This is a genomic window from Aeromonas sp. R10-2, from assembly GCF_040908445.1.
GTDB lineage: Bacteria > Pseudomonadota > Gammaproteobacteria > Enterobacterales > Aeromonadaceae > Aeromonas > Aeromonas veronii.
In genome coordinates, this window is the sequence record NZ_JBFODS010000019.1 from 44235 (window position 1) to 57517 (window position 13283).

Consider the following 13283-nt stretch of genomic DNA (forward strand, 5'->3'; position numbering starts at 1 on the left):
ATCCCCCACCCTTCTCCCGCCAGGGGAGAAGGGGGATCAAGGCTTACAGGCTGGGCAGCACCCCGGCCGGGATCAGGTCGTTGTAGCTGGCACGACCCAGCAGGGCAGCTGCCGCTTCGATATCCGGCGAAAAATACCTGTCCTTGTCGTAGAAGCTCACCTCTCCCCGCAGTCGTCCCTTGGCCAGCTCGATAAGCTCGGTGCTGCGCAAGGGCGCACGGAAGTCCAGACCCTGTGCCGCCGCCAGCAGCTCAACCGCCAGAATGCCGCAGGTGTTCTCCGCCATGTCCGCCAATCGACGAGCGGCGAAGGTGGCCATGGAGACGTGATCCTCCTGATTGGCCGACGTAGGCAGGCTATCCACCGAGGCGGGATGGGCCAGGGTCTTGTTCTCGGAGGCCAGCGCCGCCGAAGTGACCTGAGCGATCATAAAGCCGGAGTTGACCCCGCCGTTGTTGACCAGAAACGCCGGCAGACCGGACATCCGAGAGTCAATCAACAGCGCCATGCGCCGCTCTGAAAGTGAGCCGATTTCGGCGATGGCCAGCGCCAGATTGTCGGCGGCAAAAGCGACCGGCTCGGCATGGAAGTTGCCGCCGGAGAGGATATCTTCATCCTCGGCAAACACCAGCGGGTTGTCGGAGACCGCGTTGGCCTCGCACACCAGCACCTCGGCGGCCTGACGGATCTGGGTCAGGCAGGCACCCATCACCTGCGGCTGGCAGCGCAATGAGTAGGGATCCTGCACCTTCTCGCAGTTGTGATGGGACATGCCGATCTCGCTGCCATCCACCAGCAGGTGGCGATAGCAGGCGGCCGCATCGATCTGGCCACGCTGACCGCGTACTTCGTGGATGCGGGCATCGAACGGCCGGCGGCTGCCGAGCGCAGCTTCAACGCTCATGGCGCCGATGGTGATGGCACCGGCGTAGAGATCCTCGGCATGGAACAGCCCTTCCAGCGCAAAGGCGGTGCTCGCCTGAGTGCCGTTAAGCAGCGCCAATCCTTCTTTGGGTGCCAGTGCGATAGGCTCGAGCCCGGCAATTTTCAGTGCAGTAGCGGCGTCGATCAGCTCGCCCTTGTGGCGGGCCTTGCCTTCACCGATCAGCAGGCAGCTCATATGAGCCAGCGGCGCCAGATCGCCGGAGGCACCGACGGAGCCCTTCTTCGGCACCACCGGATAGACTTCGGCGTTGATGAGGGTCATCAGGGCCTCAAGCACCGTCAGCCGGATGCCGGAGAAGCCGCGCGCCAGCGAGTTGAGCTTGAGCACCATCATCAGCCGCACGGTGGCGTCATCCATGTACTCGCCAATCCCTGCCGCGTGGGAAAGCACGATGGAGCGCTGCAGCTCGTCCAGCTGCTCCACCGGAATGCGGGTGTTGGCCAACAGGCCAAAGCCGGTGTTGATGCCATACACCACCCGGTTCTGCTCGATCACCTTGGTAACTACGGCAGCTGAGGCGTGGATCCCCGGCAGCGCGGCCGGATCCAGTGAAACATGTACCGGCTCGCGGCTGACGCGGCGCAGGGTGGCAAGATCCAGCTCGCCCGGAGTAATAGTCAATTCAAACATGGTGTTACACCTTTACTTTGACACCGTTGGCGCCGTCAATCATCGGCAGATCCAGTTTCGCCTCATGGGCACAGTTGATGGCAATCTCGTAGCCGGCATCCGCGTGGCGCATCACCCCGGTGGCCGGGTCGTTGCGCAGCACCCGACCGACCCGCTTGGCAGCGTCATCGGAGCCGTCGCAGACGATCACCACGCCGGAGTGCTGGGAGAAGCCCATGCCGACCCCGCCGCCGTGGTGCAGCGACACCCAGGTCGCGCCACCGGCGGTGTTGAGCAGGGCGTTGAGCAGCGGCCAGTCGGAGACGGCATCGGAGCCATCCATCATCGACTCGGTCTCGCGGTTCGGGCTCGCCACCGAGCCGGAATCCAGATGGTCGCGGCCAATGACGATGGGGGCTTTCAGCTCGCCGTTTTTCACCATCTCGTTGAAGGCCAGACCGAGGCGTACCCGATCCTTGACCCCGACCCAGCAGATCCGAGCCGGCAACCCCTGAAACGCGATGCGCTCGCGGGCCATGTCGAGCCAGTTGTGCAGGTGAGGATCATCCGGGATCAGCTCTTTGACCTTCTGATCTGTCTTGTAGATATCTTCCGGATCGCCGGAGAGCGCCACCCAGCGGAACGGACCAATCCCCTCGCAAAACAGCGGGCGAATGTAGGCGGGAACGAAGCCGGGGAAGTCGAACGCGTTCGCAACCCCCTCCTCCAGCGCCATCTGGCGGATGTTGTTGCCGTAATCCAGAGTCGCCGCGCCGCGCTCTTGCAGGGTCAGCATCGCCTCCACCTGACGGGCCATGGAGCGACGGGCGGCCAGATTCACCTCCTGCGGTGCACTCTTTTGCAGCTCGCGCCACTGGGCCACGCTCCAACCCTGTGGCAGGTAGCCGTGCACCGGGTCGTGGGCAGAGGTCTGGTCGGTCACCACGTCAGGAGTGATGCCACGGGCCACCAGCTCGGCGAACACATCGGCGGCGTTGCCGAGCAGACCGACGGAGACGGCGCTGCCGCTCTGTTTGGCCTCCTCGACCATGGCCAGCGCCTCATCCAGACTGTGAGCCTTCTTGTCCACATAGCGGGTGCGCAGACGAAAATCGATGCGGGTCTCGTCGCACTCCACCGCGATCATCGAGAAACCGGCCATGGTGGCGGCCAGCGGCTGGGCACCGCCCATGCCGCCTAGACCACCAGTGAGGATCCAGCGGCCCGCAGGCGAGCCGTTGAAGTGCTGATTGGCCACCGCGAAGAAGGTCTCGTAAGTACCCTGCACGATCCCCTGAGTGCCGATGTAGATCCATGAACCCGCGGTCATCTGGCCGTACATCATCAGGCCCTTCTTATCGAGCTCGTTGAAGTGCTCCCAGTTGGCCCAGTGGGGCACCAGGTTGGAGTTGGCAATCAGCACCCGCGGTGCATCCTTGTGGGTCTGGAACACCCCGACCGGCTTGCCGGATTGCACCAGCAGGGTCTGATCCTCCTCGAGCCGGGTCAGCACCTCGACGATCTTGTCAAAGCAGGCCCAGTTGCGGGCAGCGCGACCGATGCCGCCATACACCACCAGCGACTGGGGATGCTCGGCCACCTCGGGATCCAGGTTGTTCATCAGCATCCGCAGCGGCGCCTCGGTGAGCCAGCTCTTGGCGGTCAGTTCGGTACCGCGCGGGGCACGGATCAAGCGATTGGGATCATGACGGGGATCCTGCTGTTGCACAGACATACACACTCCTTGTTGTATCAATAGGGTGCCTTTGGAGACGGGCGGCCAAAGGGTTAACGGGTCAACAGATGAACCAGTCGCGCGGCCACGCGGGCACTGCGGTTATCCTGATCCAGCGTCGGGTTGTACTCGGCCAGATCAGCGAGCCTCAGCTTGCCGCTGGCCCGGATATGGGCAATGAGCGGTTCGATCACCGCCAGCTCCACACCACGGGCGGCGGGGGCGCTCACTCCCGGCATCAGGTTGCCGGGCAGCACATCAAGATCGATGGTCAGATATAGGTGATCGCAGTGGGCGATAAAGGCGTCCAGTCCGCTTAGCAAGGCTGGCAGCTCGGTCTGGGTCATCGCCTCATCCAGCACATGCCACACACCCAGCGCCTTGGCACGGGCAAACAGGGCTTGGGTATTGGCGGTCTCGGCTACCCCGAGGCAGGCGTAGTGAAACGGCGTGCCCTGAGCGGCACACTGCTCGGCGATCTGGAAGAAGGGGGTACCGGAGCTGGCCTGCTCCTGTTTCATGCGCAGGTCGAAGTGGGCGTCGAGGTTGATGATGCCTATCTTGCCATTGCCGCCCAGATGATTGTTAAGGCCGCTCCAGCTACCGAAAGCCACCTCGTGGCCGCCCCCCAGCACCAGCGGGAAGTGGCCCAGATCGAGCGCAGCGGCGACCCGCTCGGCCAGATAGCCGTGGGCGGCGTCGAGATTGCCATCGGTACAGCTCACATCCCCACCATCGTAGACAGGTCGATTCAGGTGCCAGGCGGTGTTGGCCAGCAGCTTGCGCACCGCTTGCGGAGCACCGGCGGCGCCGACACGCCCCTTGTTGCGGCGAACCCCTTCATCGCAGGCAAAACCAAGCAGTACTACACCGGCAGAGTCTTGTGCTCCGGCGGTCCAGGGCAGCACCTTGTCGTGCCAACGCAGGGCCAGTTCGCCATCTTCCGGATCCTGCCGCCCCTGCCAGAGCGACATGTCGATCGGGTTGAACTTATCCATGGAGAGTCTCCTCGCCTTTGAAGATGCGGCCTGCCAGCTGATCGACGCCGACCATGTAGCTCAGCTCGGCCGGATGGGCGCAGTGCCAGATCAGAAAATCGGCCGTCATGCCAGCCTTGAGCTGGCCAAGGCGATCCTGCTCGCCGAGCGCTTTGGCGGCGTGACGGGTCACCCCGAGCATGGCCTCCACCGGGGTCAGGCCGAACAGAGTGCAGGCCATGTTCATCGCCATCCGCAGCGAGACGATGGGCGCGGTACCCGGGTTGATGTCGGAGGAGACCGCCATCGCCACCCCCGCCTTGCGCAGAGCTGCAACAGGGGGCAATTTGGTCTCTTTGAGGAAGTAGAAGGCGGTGGGCAGCAGGGTGGCGACCACGCCACGGTGGGCCAGCGCCAGGATCCCTTCCGGATCCAGATACTCCAGATGATCCACCGAGAGGGCGCCAAAGTTGGCAGCGAGCGTGCTGCCACCGAGATTGGAGAGCTGATCCATATGCCCTTTCACCGCCAGACCGTATTGATCCGCCGCCAGATAGACCTGCTCGGTCTGGGCCAGCGAGAAGCCGATATGCTCGCAGAAGACATCTACCGCATCGGCCAGACCCGCCTCGGCGGCGGCCGGGATAATCTCCTGACAGATGGTCTCGACCCAGCTGTCGGGATCGTCGCGATACTCCGGCGGCACCGCATGGGCCGCCAGCAGAGTAGTTTTGACCCGGATCGGCAACGCCTCTCCCAGTCGGCGGGCCACCCGCAGCATCTTGAGTTCGTCATCCAGCGTCAGACCGTAGCCGGACTTGATCTCCACCGTGGTGACCCCTTCGCGGATCAGGGATGTCACCCTTGGCAACGCCAGCTCGAACAGCAGCTCTTCGCTGGCGGCACGGGTCGCACGCACCGTGCTGATGATGCCACCGCCCCGACGGGCGATCTCGGCATAGGCCACTCCCTGCTGACGCTGCTCGAACTCCTCGGCACGGCTGCCGGCGAAGACCAGATGGGTGTGGCAATCGATAAGGCCGGGAGTGACCAGCTTGCCCCGCATATCCTGCCAGTGAGCAGGATGGGGCCCCTTCAACTCGGCCATCGGCACCAGCGCGTGGATCTTGCCATCCTTCACGCCGATGGCGTGGTGCGGCAGCAGGCCGTAGTCGGCCAGCTCATCATTCAGGGTAGCGGGCGTCACGTTGAGCCAGACACGCTCGCAGTTCAACAGTTCCTTGTTCATAGCGACCTCAAATGTATATACATATCCTTATAGTCGATCTCTATGACGAAAGAAAGAGCGGCGTTCACATCCTGATAACAGCATCAAACTTAGAGTTTAAGCACAAAAAAGCCCACCAGGAGGTGGGCTTTGCAAAATCGAGCTGTATATACATTTACTCCATCTGAGCCTTGGAGCTTAGCTTGTAGCGGGAACCGGGGGAGAGCAAACGGGCGTAGGAGACCAGATGCCCCTCCGACCAGGTACGCCGGTGCAACAACAGGCAGGGGGAATCTACGCGGATCTGCAACAATCCCGCCTCACCGGCGCTGGGTAACACGGCTTCCACTACGTGCTCCATCTCGGAGAGGGGGCAGACATCCATCAGATAGCGGTTGGGAGTTTGCAGGGTGAAATCCTGCTCGCCATAGCCAGGCAGGCGCCCGGCATCGACAAAGCGCTCCTCCAATTGCAACGGCTCCCCATCGGCCTGATGGACAATCAAGCTGTGAAAGATGGGGGCGCCAACCCGCAGCCCCAGCTGTACCGCCACCTTCTCGTCGGCGGCCAGTCTCTGCAGCCGGATCACCCGGGCGCTGTACTCACCGCCACGCTCGGCGATCTCGTCGGCAATATTGCGAATAGCCAGCAGCGGTGACTCGGTGCGCCGGTCCGCCACGAAGCTGCCGGAACCGGCGGTACGCACCAGCCACCCTTCCGCCACCAGTTCCCGCAACGCCCGGTTGACCGTCATCCGGCTCACGGTGAACTGCTCGCACAGGGCCGCTTCGGTCGGGATCCTGTCCCCCGCCTGATAGTGGCGTTCGCGGATCCCGTCCAGAATGTGCTGCTTGATCTGCAGATAGAGAGCTGGTGCCACCATGAAGCACCCTAGCGCCGACGGTGGGGCGGACGCATGTCCGGCCAGGCACGATAGACATCGGGGATCTGATCCGGGCCGCTGATGCAGAGATCGAGATCATGCAGCAAGCCATCCTTGATCCCGTAGATCCAGCCGTGGACGGCCAGCTCCTGCCCCTTGCGCCAGGCGTTCTGGATAATGGTGGTGTGGCAGACGTTGGCGACCTGCTCGGCGACGTTCAGCTCGCACAGGTAGTCGAAGCGCTCGTGCTCATCCTCGATGGCCTCGAGCTCTTCACCGTATTTGAAGTAGACATCCTTGATGTTGCGCAGCCAGTTGTCGATGAGACCCAACTCCTGGTTCTGCATCGCGGCCTTGACGCCGCCGCAACCATAGTGACCGCAGACGATGATGTGCTTCACCTTGAGCACTTCTACCGCGTATTGCAGCACGGAGAGGCAGTTGAAATCGGTATGCACCACCAGATTGGCAACGTTGCGGTGGACGAAGACATCCCCCGGCAGCAAGCCCATCAGCTGGTTGGCGGGGACCCGGCTGTCGGAACAACCGATCCAGAGGTATTCGGGGGCCTGTTGGGCAGAAAGAGTGGCAAAGAAATTGGGATCTTCGGCTTTGATCCGTTCGGCCCACTCACGGTTGTTGGTAAACAGGTCGTTCAACAGTTTCACTTCTGCTCTCCCTAATGTGGCAGTGGCGGCAACATAACACACTCAAGGGTAACCAAAGCAAGGCCGACCAGATCCTTGCGAAACAAAAACAGGGCCATCAGGCCCTGTTTTTATGAGAGGAAGCATCAGGCTTCCATGGCATCTTTCAGCTTCTTGAGTGCGTTTTTCTCAAGCTGACGCACACGCTCGGCAGAGACGCCGTAGGTATCGGCCAGCTCCTGCAGAGTGGTCTTGCTGTCATCATCGAGCCAGCGGGCGCGGATGATGTGCTGGCTGCGCTCATCCAGGGTGGCGAGGGCCGAGCTCAGACGACGGGTCGCGTGATCGTCCCAGTTGTCGTTCTCGATGGTGGCGGCCAGATCGGAGGATTTGTCCTCCAGATAGTGAACCGGAGCGAAACCGCCCTCTTCCTCATCGTCACCCACCAGATCGAACGCCTGATCGTAGTTGGCCATCCGCGCTTCCATTTCGGTCACGTCAGCGGCAGAAACGCCGAGATCGGCCGCCACGGCCTGAACCTCTTCGTGGTTCAGCCAGCCCAGACGTTTTTTGGATTTGCGCAGGTTGAAGAAGAGCTTACGCTGGGCCTTGGTGGTGGCCACCTTGACCATGCGCCAATTGCGCAGGACATATTCGTGGATTTCGGCCTTGATCCAGTGCACGGCAAAGGAGACCAGACGCACGCCGACCGTCGGGTCGAAGCGCTTGACCGCCTTCATCAGGCCGATGTTGCCTTCCTGAACCAGATCGGCCTGAGGCAGACCGTAACCGGCATAACTCTTGGCGACATGAACGACAAAGCGCAGATGCGACATAACCAGCTGACGAGCAGCCTCGAGATCGCCATCCTGCTGCAAACGCTCAGCCAGTTCACGCTCTTCCTCTGCGCTCAGCACAGGAATAGAGTTTACTGCCTGGATATAGCCTTCCAGACTACCTTGCGGAATCAGAGCCATAGTGCGCTGCAATGAAGTTCCCATCTGTTACCTCTTACTTTTCAATCGAATCAGTCTAACACCCTGAGAGGGTCTGTCTACTGACCGGATGCCATTCTGCGGCGTGTATCAAAGAACATGCCCAGTTTTAGACCGGCTTATCTTAAGCCTGCAGGATGAATCATGAATGAACAGTCAAAAAAAGGGGGTCACAATGAAGGACCCCCGAAAAGTAGCATGCTAAGTCCATTGTTGCGGAGCTCGCAACCTTCACATGCTTGCCAAGTCTGACGAGCAAGGCAGAGGGGCCACACCCGTATAAATGCTTCAGCTTTAATAGACTGCTTATAAATCAGAAGGTTCACTGGATCTAGCGAAGATCCGGAAGATCATTGTTATTCAGAATACTCTGACTATGGGGGCCAAGCCAGAAACGGCCCCTCTTTTACTTGATCCGCCTCTCAAAATCCAGCGATTTACTTTGATGACAAAGTAATCAGGATGGTTCGATGTCGCGAATGTGGCGATGGACCGAGAACCAGGAGGCAATCAGCCCCAGCAGGGCGCCCAGCAGGATCAGATTGATCCCGTCTACCGCCCCCATGCCAACCAGCCGGAAGTTACTGTTATACAAGCCCGCCAGCTCCTTCACCACCCCTTCGCTCCAGATCACCATCACTTCGGTCAGCCACCAGGCCAGCATGCCGCCAATGACCCCGAACCAGATACCGGTATAGAGGAAAGGACGATGAATGAAGGAATCGGTCGCCCCCACCAGCTTGAGCACTTCAATCTCGGAACGCTGGTTGAGGATGTTGAGACGCAGGGTATTGCCGACGATCAGCAACACGGCGGAGAGCAGCAGCACCGCGATACCGGTAATGGTGTGGCGCAGCAGGTTCATGATCCCCTGCAACCGCGTCAGCCACTGCAGATCCAGCTTGCCCTGCTCGACCCCCACCTCGTTGTTGAGCTTGCTGAGCAGCTCGGCGGCCCCTTCCGGGTTCTGCCAGCGTGGATCCGGAATGACGCTCAGCACAGGCGGCAGCGGGTTGCTGTCCAGATAATCGAGGGCATCGCCGAAGCCGGAGATCTCGCGAAACTCCCGCAACGCATCGTCACGGCTCAGGTAGGTGACCGAATCCACCTCGGGATAGAGCAGGATCCTGTGCTGCAGATCGAGAATGCTCTGCTCCGGCAGATCCTTGCGCAGGTAAAGAGAGATCTGGGAACTGCTCTGCCAGCTCCCCTCCACTACCTCGGCGTTTTTCAGCAGCACGTGGAAGCAGGATGGCAGCGCCAGACTGACGCCAAGCACCGCCAGCGTCATCAGAGAGGCGAGCGGATTGCGCCACAACTCTCCGAGACTGGCAAACGCCTGCCGCACATGGTCAACCCCGTACATCATCAGACGGCGCAGCGGCGGTTGTTTATGACGAACGATAGCCATCAGAGCTCCTCCCCTGCCGAATACATCCGCCCCGCCTTGAGGGTCAGGGTGCGATAGCGCATGCGAGCGATCAGCCCCAGATCGTGGGTGGCAATCAGTACCGAGACCCCAAAATTGTTGAACTCCTGAAATAGCCGCATGATATCCATGGATAGCTGGGGATCCAGGTTACCGGTCGGCTCATCCGCCAGCAGCAGCGGCGGCTTGTTGACGATGGCACGGGCGATGCCGACCCGCTGCTGTTCACCACCGGAGAGCATGCGCGGCTGGTAACGCTCCTTGCCGAGCAACCCCACCTTGTCCAGCGCCGCCGCCACCCGCTTGTTGATGTCCGCATGGCTGTAGCCATCGATCACCAGCGGCAGCGCCACGTTGTCGAACACGGTGCGGTCCATCAGCAGGCGGTGATCCTGAAAGATCATCCCGATCTGGCGGCGAACATAGGGGATCTGGCTGCGCTGGATATGGCTGACATCGTCGCCATGGAAGAAGACGCGACCATCGGTCGGACGCTCCATCACGCTGATCAGTTTGAGGAGGGTACTCTTGCCCGCCCCCGAGTGCCCGGTCAGAAAGGCCATCTCTCCCTTGCGCAGGTGAAAGCTGACCTTTTGCAGCGCCTGATGGCCGCCGCTGTATACCTTGCTGACCTTGTCAAAACGAATCATAACGGTTCCCTGAAATTGACAAACCCCGACCGGAGTCGGGGTATGGAACACTTAATCATCACGGCTGAGCTGACTCATCGCGGCCGGACTTATTCATCGCGGCTGAAGAGCGCCTCGATGAAGTCGTTGGCAACGAAGGGACGCAGATCGTCGATCCCCTCGCCCACCCCGATGTAGCGGATCGGGATCTGGAACTTGTCAGCCACCGCGAAGATGACGCCGCCCTTGGCCGTGCCATCCAGCTTGGTAAGGGTGATACCGGTCAGGCCAACCGCCTCACTGAACAGCTTGGCCTGGCTCAGGGCGTTCTGGCCGGTGCCGGCATCCAGAGTCAGCATGATCTCGTGGGGAGCCTCTTCATCCAGCTTCTTCATCACCCGCACGACCTTCTTGAGCTCTTCCATCAGGTTGCTCTTGTTCTGCAAGCGACCGGCGGTGTCGGCGATCAGCACGTCAGCCCCGCGAGAGCGGGCGGCCTCGATGGCGTCATAAATGACGGAAGCGGAGTCGGCACCGGTGTGCTGGGCAATCACCGGAATGTTGTTGCGCTGACCCCAAACTTGCAGCTGTTCGACCGCAGCGGCACGGAAGGTGTCACCCGCCGCCAGCATCACGCTCTTGCCCTCAGCCTGGAACTGCTTGGCCAACTTGCCGATGGTAGTGGTCTTGCCGACGCCGTTCACGCCGACCATCAGGATCACATAAGGCTTCTTGCTGGTGTCGATCACCAGCGGCTGCTCCACCTTGGCCAGCATCTCGCCCATGTCCTGCTTGAGCAGGCCGTAGAGCGCCTCGGCATCCTTGAGCTGCTTGCGATCCGCGTGCTGCACCAGCCCCTCGATGATACGAGTAGTGGTATCCACACCGAGATCGGCGGTCAGCAACTGGGTTTCCAACTCTTCAAACAGCTCATCGTCGATCTTCTTGCCACGAAACAGGCCGAAGAAACCGGAGCCGATATTCTCCTTGGTGCGCACCAGACTGCGCTTGAGGCGAGCAAAGAAGCCCTCCCGCTGCGGTTTGTCCTGGGTGTCGTCGTCCACCTTGGCGGCCAGCGGCAGGGCTGCCAGGGCGGCGGCCTCAGCCTCCATCGCGGCGACCAGGCGCATATCTTCCGCTCGCTGGGCCTCTTTGGCGATACGGGCTTCTTCCGCAGCCTGAGCTTCAGCGGCAATGCGAGCCTCCTCCGCAGCGCGAGCCTCGGCAGCGATACGGGCCTCTTCCGCAGCGCGAGCTTCAGCAGCAATACGAGCCTCTTCCGCAGCGCGAGCTTCAGCAGCAATGCGAGCCTCTTCCGCAGCACGGGCTTCGGCAGCAATGCGAGCCTCTTCCGCGGCACGGGCTTCGGCAGCAATACGGGCCTCTTCCGCGGCGCGGACTTCGGCAGCGATACGAGCCTCTTCCGCAGCGCGAGCCTCGGCAGTGATACGTGCCTCTTCCGCAGCGCGAGCTTCGGCGGCAATGCGAGATTCTTCCGCGGCGCGAGCCTCGGCAGCAATACGAGCCTCTTCCGCAGCACGAGCTTCGGCAGCAATACGGGCCTCTTCGGCTGCCTTGACCTCAGCGGCTTGCGCCTCTGCGGCAGTGCGAGCGGCTTCAGCGGCACGCTCCTCTTCGGCGATCAGCGCTTCGTTGACGATCACCGGCTCCAGATCGGAAGCGCACTCCTCCACCACCAGTGGGCCGTGGTCGTCCAGCTCGGTCGGCAGGCAGCAATCATCTTGCAAAACGGAATTCTGTGCGCTGGCAGGCACTTCGGGGGCAACAGCCGGCGTACTATCGGAAACAGTGGTATCGGAAACGGGAGCGGGGGTAGCAGTGACCTCGGGCTCAACGGTAACGGGGGTGGCTTGGGGTGTCTGTGGTTGGACAGCCTCAGCCTCTTCTTTCTTGCGGCCGAAACCCAGCCAGGAAAACAAACCTTTTGCCATCTAAAAATACTCACATCAAAGGCTGACTGCTAAGATAGCCGTCCCTTGGCGGGTCGGCATAAAAATGAACCGCCTTATACTACCACTTTATTTTCTGACGATGAAACGCGATGCCCAGAGTGAAATCCAGCCGTAGCAACCCGAGCAAGAGTCCCGCCCCGCAAGGAAAATCGGGCTTTGTAAGAATCATCAGCGGCCAGTGGCGAGGCCGCAAATTGCCGGTCAAGGATGTGGAGGGGCTCAGACCCACCACGGATCGCGTCAAGGAGACCATCTTCAACTGGCTGGCCCCCCACATTCGTGGCACCCGCTGCCTGGATCTGTTTGCCGGTAGCGGCGGACTCGGACTGGAGGCGCTGTCGCGCTATGCCGAGCAGGTGACCCTGATCGAGATGGACAAAGGGGCCGCTGACCAGATCAAGAAGAACCTGACCGCCCTCGGCAGCAGCCAGGGTCAGGTGATCCAGTCAGATGCAGTGAGCTGGCTGCAAGGCCCGGCCACGCCGTTTGATCTGGTGTTCCTCGATCCGCCGTTTCGCCGCGAGCTGCTGCCGCAAGTGTGCGAACTGCTGGAGCAGCGCGGCTGGCTGGCGCCGGACGCCCTCATCTATCTGGAGCGGGAGAAGGAGATGGCCGATCTGGCGCTACCCGCCAGCTGGCAACTACTCAAGGACAAACAAGCCGGTCAGGTCTGCTATCAACTCTATCTAAGGGAGGTAAACAATGAAGCGAGTCTTTAATCTGTTGGCGATGGGGCTGATATTGTTCTTCTGGTTTGGCGTGCTGATAAGCCTGATCGCCCCGCTGCCCGGCAAACTCAACGGCTTTCTGCCGGTCTGCGGCGTGATCGTCGCCCTGCTACACTGGCTGCAGGCCAGCATGATCAAGGCAGCTTGCAAACGCTACTTCGCGGTCACCAAGGCCGAATTTGTCACTGTGCTGATCTTTGGTGTGTTTGGCATGGTCGACATTCGTCAGCGCCTGCAAGAGATCGTCAACGCCGCCCAGCGCGGCAATCTCTCGGGCAAACCATAAAAGAAAAGGGGACGGCGGTAGCCGTCCCCTAGAGTCGTGTCGTCCTGTCCGTAGAACTGCAATGCTCCCTGCAATCCCTGACGTTATCCTAATCCTTTGGAATATCCCCTTTCCAATCCGTTGGCGTGTCCTGCGGCGTTCCTGGCCTGGCAATTCATCCTGAACTGCTTCACTGTCTCCATCCTGGAGGTGTCCATTACCACGTCCTGTGGGGTTCC

At 61.0% G+C, this 13283-nt stretch carries 12 protein-coding genes; 2 read left to right on the forward strand and 10 right to left on the reverse strand.

The window, feature by feature from the left end:
- Positions 1–43: 43 nt before the first annotated feature.
- The 10 genes from hutH to ftsY form a co-directional block, all read right to left on the reverse strand.
- The gene (hutH, locus tag AB5Y97_RS04150) at positions 44–1576 is read right to left on the reverse strand and encodes a histidine ammonia-lyase (protein WP_368157273.1); all 1533 of its coding nucleotides are present in this window, start codon (positions 1574–1576) and stop codon (positions 44–46) included.
- Between the two features lie 4 nt (positions 1577–1580).
- A complete protein-coding gene (hutU, locus tag AB5Y97_RS04155) occupies positions 1581–3290 on the reverse strand; it encodes a urocanate hydratase (protein WP_064338911.1) in 1710 nt (569 codons plus the stop codon).
- 53 nt (positions 3291–3343) lie between these two features.
- The gene (gene hutG, locus AB5Y97_RS04160; RefSeq protein ID WP_368157274.1) at positions 3344–4288 is read right to left on the reverse strand and encodes a formimidoylglutamase; all 945 of its coding nucleotides are present in this window, start codon (positions 4286–4288) and stop codon (positions 3344–3346) included.
- Positions 4281–5516, reverse strand: coding sequence for an imidazolonepropionase (hutI, locus tag AB5Y97_RS04165; protein WP_368157275.1), 1236 nt, complete (start codon positions 5514–5516; stop codon positions 4281–4283). The genes hutG and hutI overlap by 8 nt, the downstream gene beginning before the upstream one ends.
- 154 nt (positions 5517–5670) lie before the next feature.
- Complete coding sequence (hutC, locus tag AB5Y97_RS04170; RefSeq protein ID WP_368157280.1) at positions 5671–6375, reverse strand: histidine utilization repressor; 705 nt, start codon at positions 6373–6375, stop codon at positions 5671–5673.
- A gap of 11 nt (positions 6376–6386) precedes the next feature.
- Complete coding sequence (gene can, locus AB5Y97_RS04175; RefSeq protein WP_042076162.1) at positions 6387–7046, reverse strand: carbonate dehydratase; 660 nt, start codon at positions 7044–7046, stop codon at positions 6387–6389.
- Positions 7047–7171: 125 nt separating this feature from the next.
- Positions 7172–8026, reverse strand: coding sequence for an RNA polymerase sigma factor RpoH (gene rpoH / locus AB5Y97_RS04180; protein ID WP_005339997.1), 855 nt, complete (start codon positions 8024–8026; stop codon positions 7172–7174).
- Between the two features lie 451 nt (positions 8027–8477).
- Positions 8478–9431: a permease-like cell division protein FtsX gene (gene ftsX / locus AB5Y97_RS04185; protein ID WP_005339996.1), complete on the reverse strand. Its 954-nt coding sequence runs from the start codon at positions 9429–9431 to the stop codon at positions 8478–8480.
- Positions 9431–10099, reverse strand: a complete 669-nt coding sequence (gene ftsE, locus AB5Y97_RS04190; protein ID WP_005339995.1) for a cell division ATP-binding protein FtsE — start codon at positions 10097–10099, stop codon at positions 9431–9433. Before ftsE ends, ftsX begins: the two co-directional genes overlap by 1 nt.
- A gap of 89 nt (positions 10100–10188) precedes the next feature.
- A complete protein-coding gene (gene ftsY, locus AB5Y97_RS04195; RefSeq protein ID WP_368157276.1) occupies positions 10189–12030 on the reverse strand; it encodes a signal recognition particle-docking protein FtsY in 1842 nt (613 codons plus the stop codon).
- Between the two features lie 110 nt (positions 12031–12140).
- Between ftsY and rsmD the strand changes: the two genes are divergently transcribed.
- Both rsmD and AB5Y97_RS04205 read left to right on the forward strand, forming a co-directional pair.
- On the forward strand, positions 12141–12770 hold the full coding sequence (gene rsmD, locus AB5Y97_RS04200; protein ID WP_005339991.1) for a 16S rRNA (guanine(966)-N(2))-methyltransferase RsmD: 630 nt from the start codon (positions 12141–12143) through the stop codon (positions 12768–12770).
- Complete coding sequence (locus AB5Y97_RS04205; RefSeq protein ID WP_019444692.1) at positions 12754–13065, forward strand: DUF1145 domain-containing protein; 312 nt, start codon at positions 12754–12756, stop codon at positions 13063–13065. Before rsmD ends, AB5Y97_RS04205 begins: the two co-directional genes overlap by 17 nt.
- Positions 13066–13283 lie beyond the last annotated feature (218 nt).

What these genes read in the sequence shown, in the direction of transcription:
- hutH (WP_368157273.1), bottom strand. Translation starts at nt 1,576, where the DNA reads ATGTTTGAATTGACTATTACTCCGGGCGAGCTGGATCTTGCCACCCTG.
- hutU (WP_064338911.1), bottom strand. Translation starts at nt 3,290, where the DNA reads ATGTCTGTGCAACAGCAGGATCCCCGTCATGATCCCAATCGCTTGATC.
- hutG (WP_368157274.1), bottom strand. Translation starts at nt 4,288, where the DNA reads ATGGATAAGTTCAACCCGATCGACATGTCGCTCTGGCAGGGGCGGCAG.
- hutI (WP_368157275.1), bottom strand. Translation starts at nt 5,516, where the DNA reads ATGAACAAGGAACTGTTGAACTGCGAGCGTGTCTGGCTCAACGTGACG.
- rpoH (WP_005339997.1), bottom strand. Translation starts at nt 8,026, where the DNA reads ATGGGAACTTCATTGCAGCGCACTATGGCTCTGATTCCGCAAGGTAGT.
- ftsX (WP_005339996.1), bottom strand. Translation starts at nt 9,431, where the DNA reads ATGGCTATCGTTCGTCATAAACAACCGCCGCTGCGCCGTCTGATGATG.
- ftsE (WP_005339995.1), bottom strand. Translation starts at nt 10,099, where the DNA reads ATGATTCGTTTTGACAAGGTCAGCAAGGTATACAGCGGCGGCCATCAG.
- ftsY (WP_368157276.1), bottom strand. Translation starts at nt 12,030, where the DNA reads ATGGCAAAAGGTTTGTTTTCCTGGCTGGGTTTCGGCCGCAAGAAAGAA.
- rsmD (WP_005339991.1), top strand. Translation starts at nt 12,141, where the DNA reads ATGCCCAGAGTGAAATCCAGCCGTAGCAACCCGAGCAAGAGTCCCGCC.
- AB5Y97_RS04205 (WP_019444692.1), top strand. Translation starts at nt 12,754, where the DNA reads ATGAAGCGAGTCTTTAATCTGTTGGCGATGGGGCTGATATTGTTCTTC.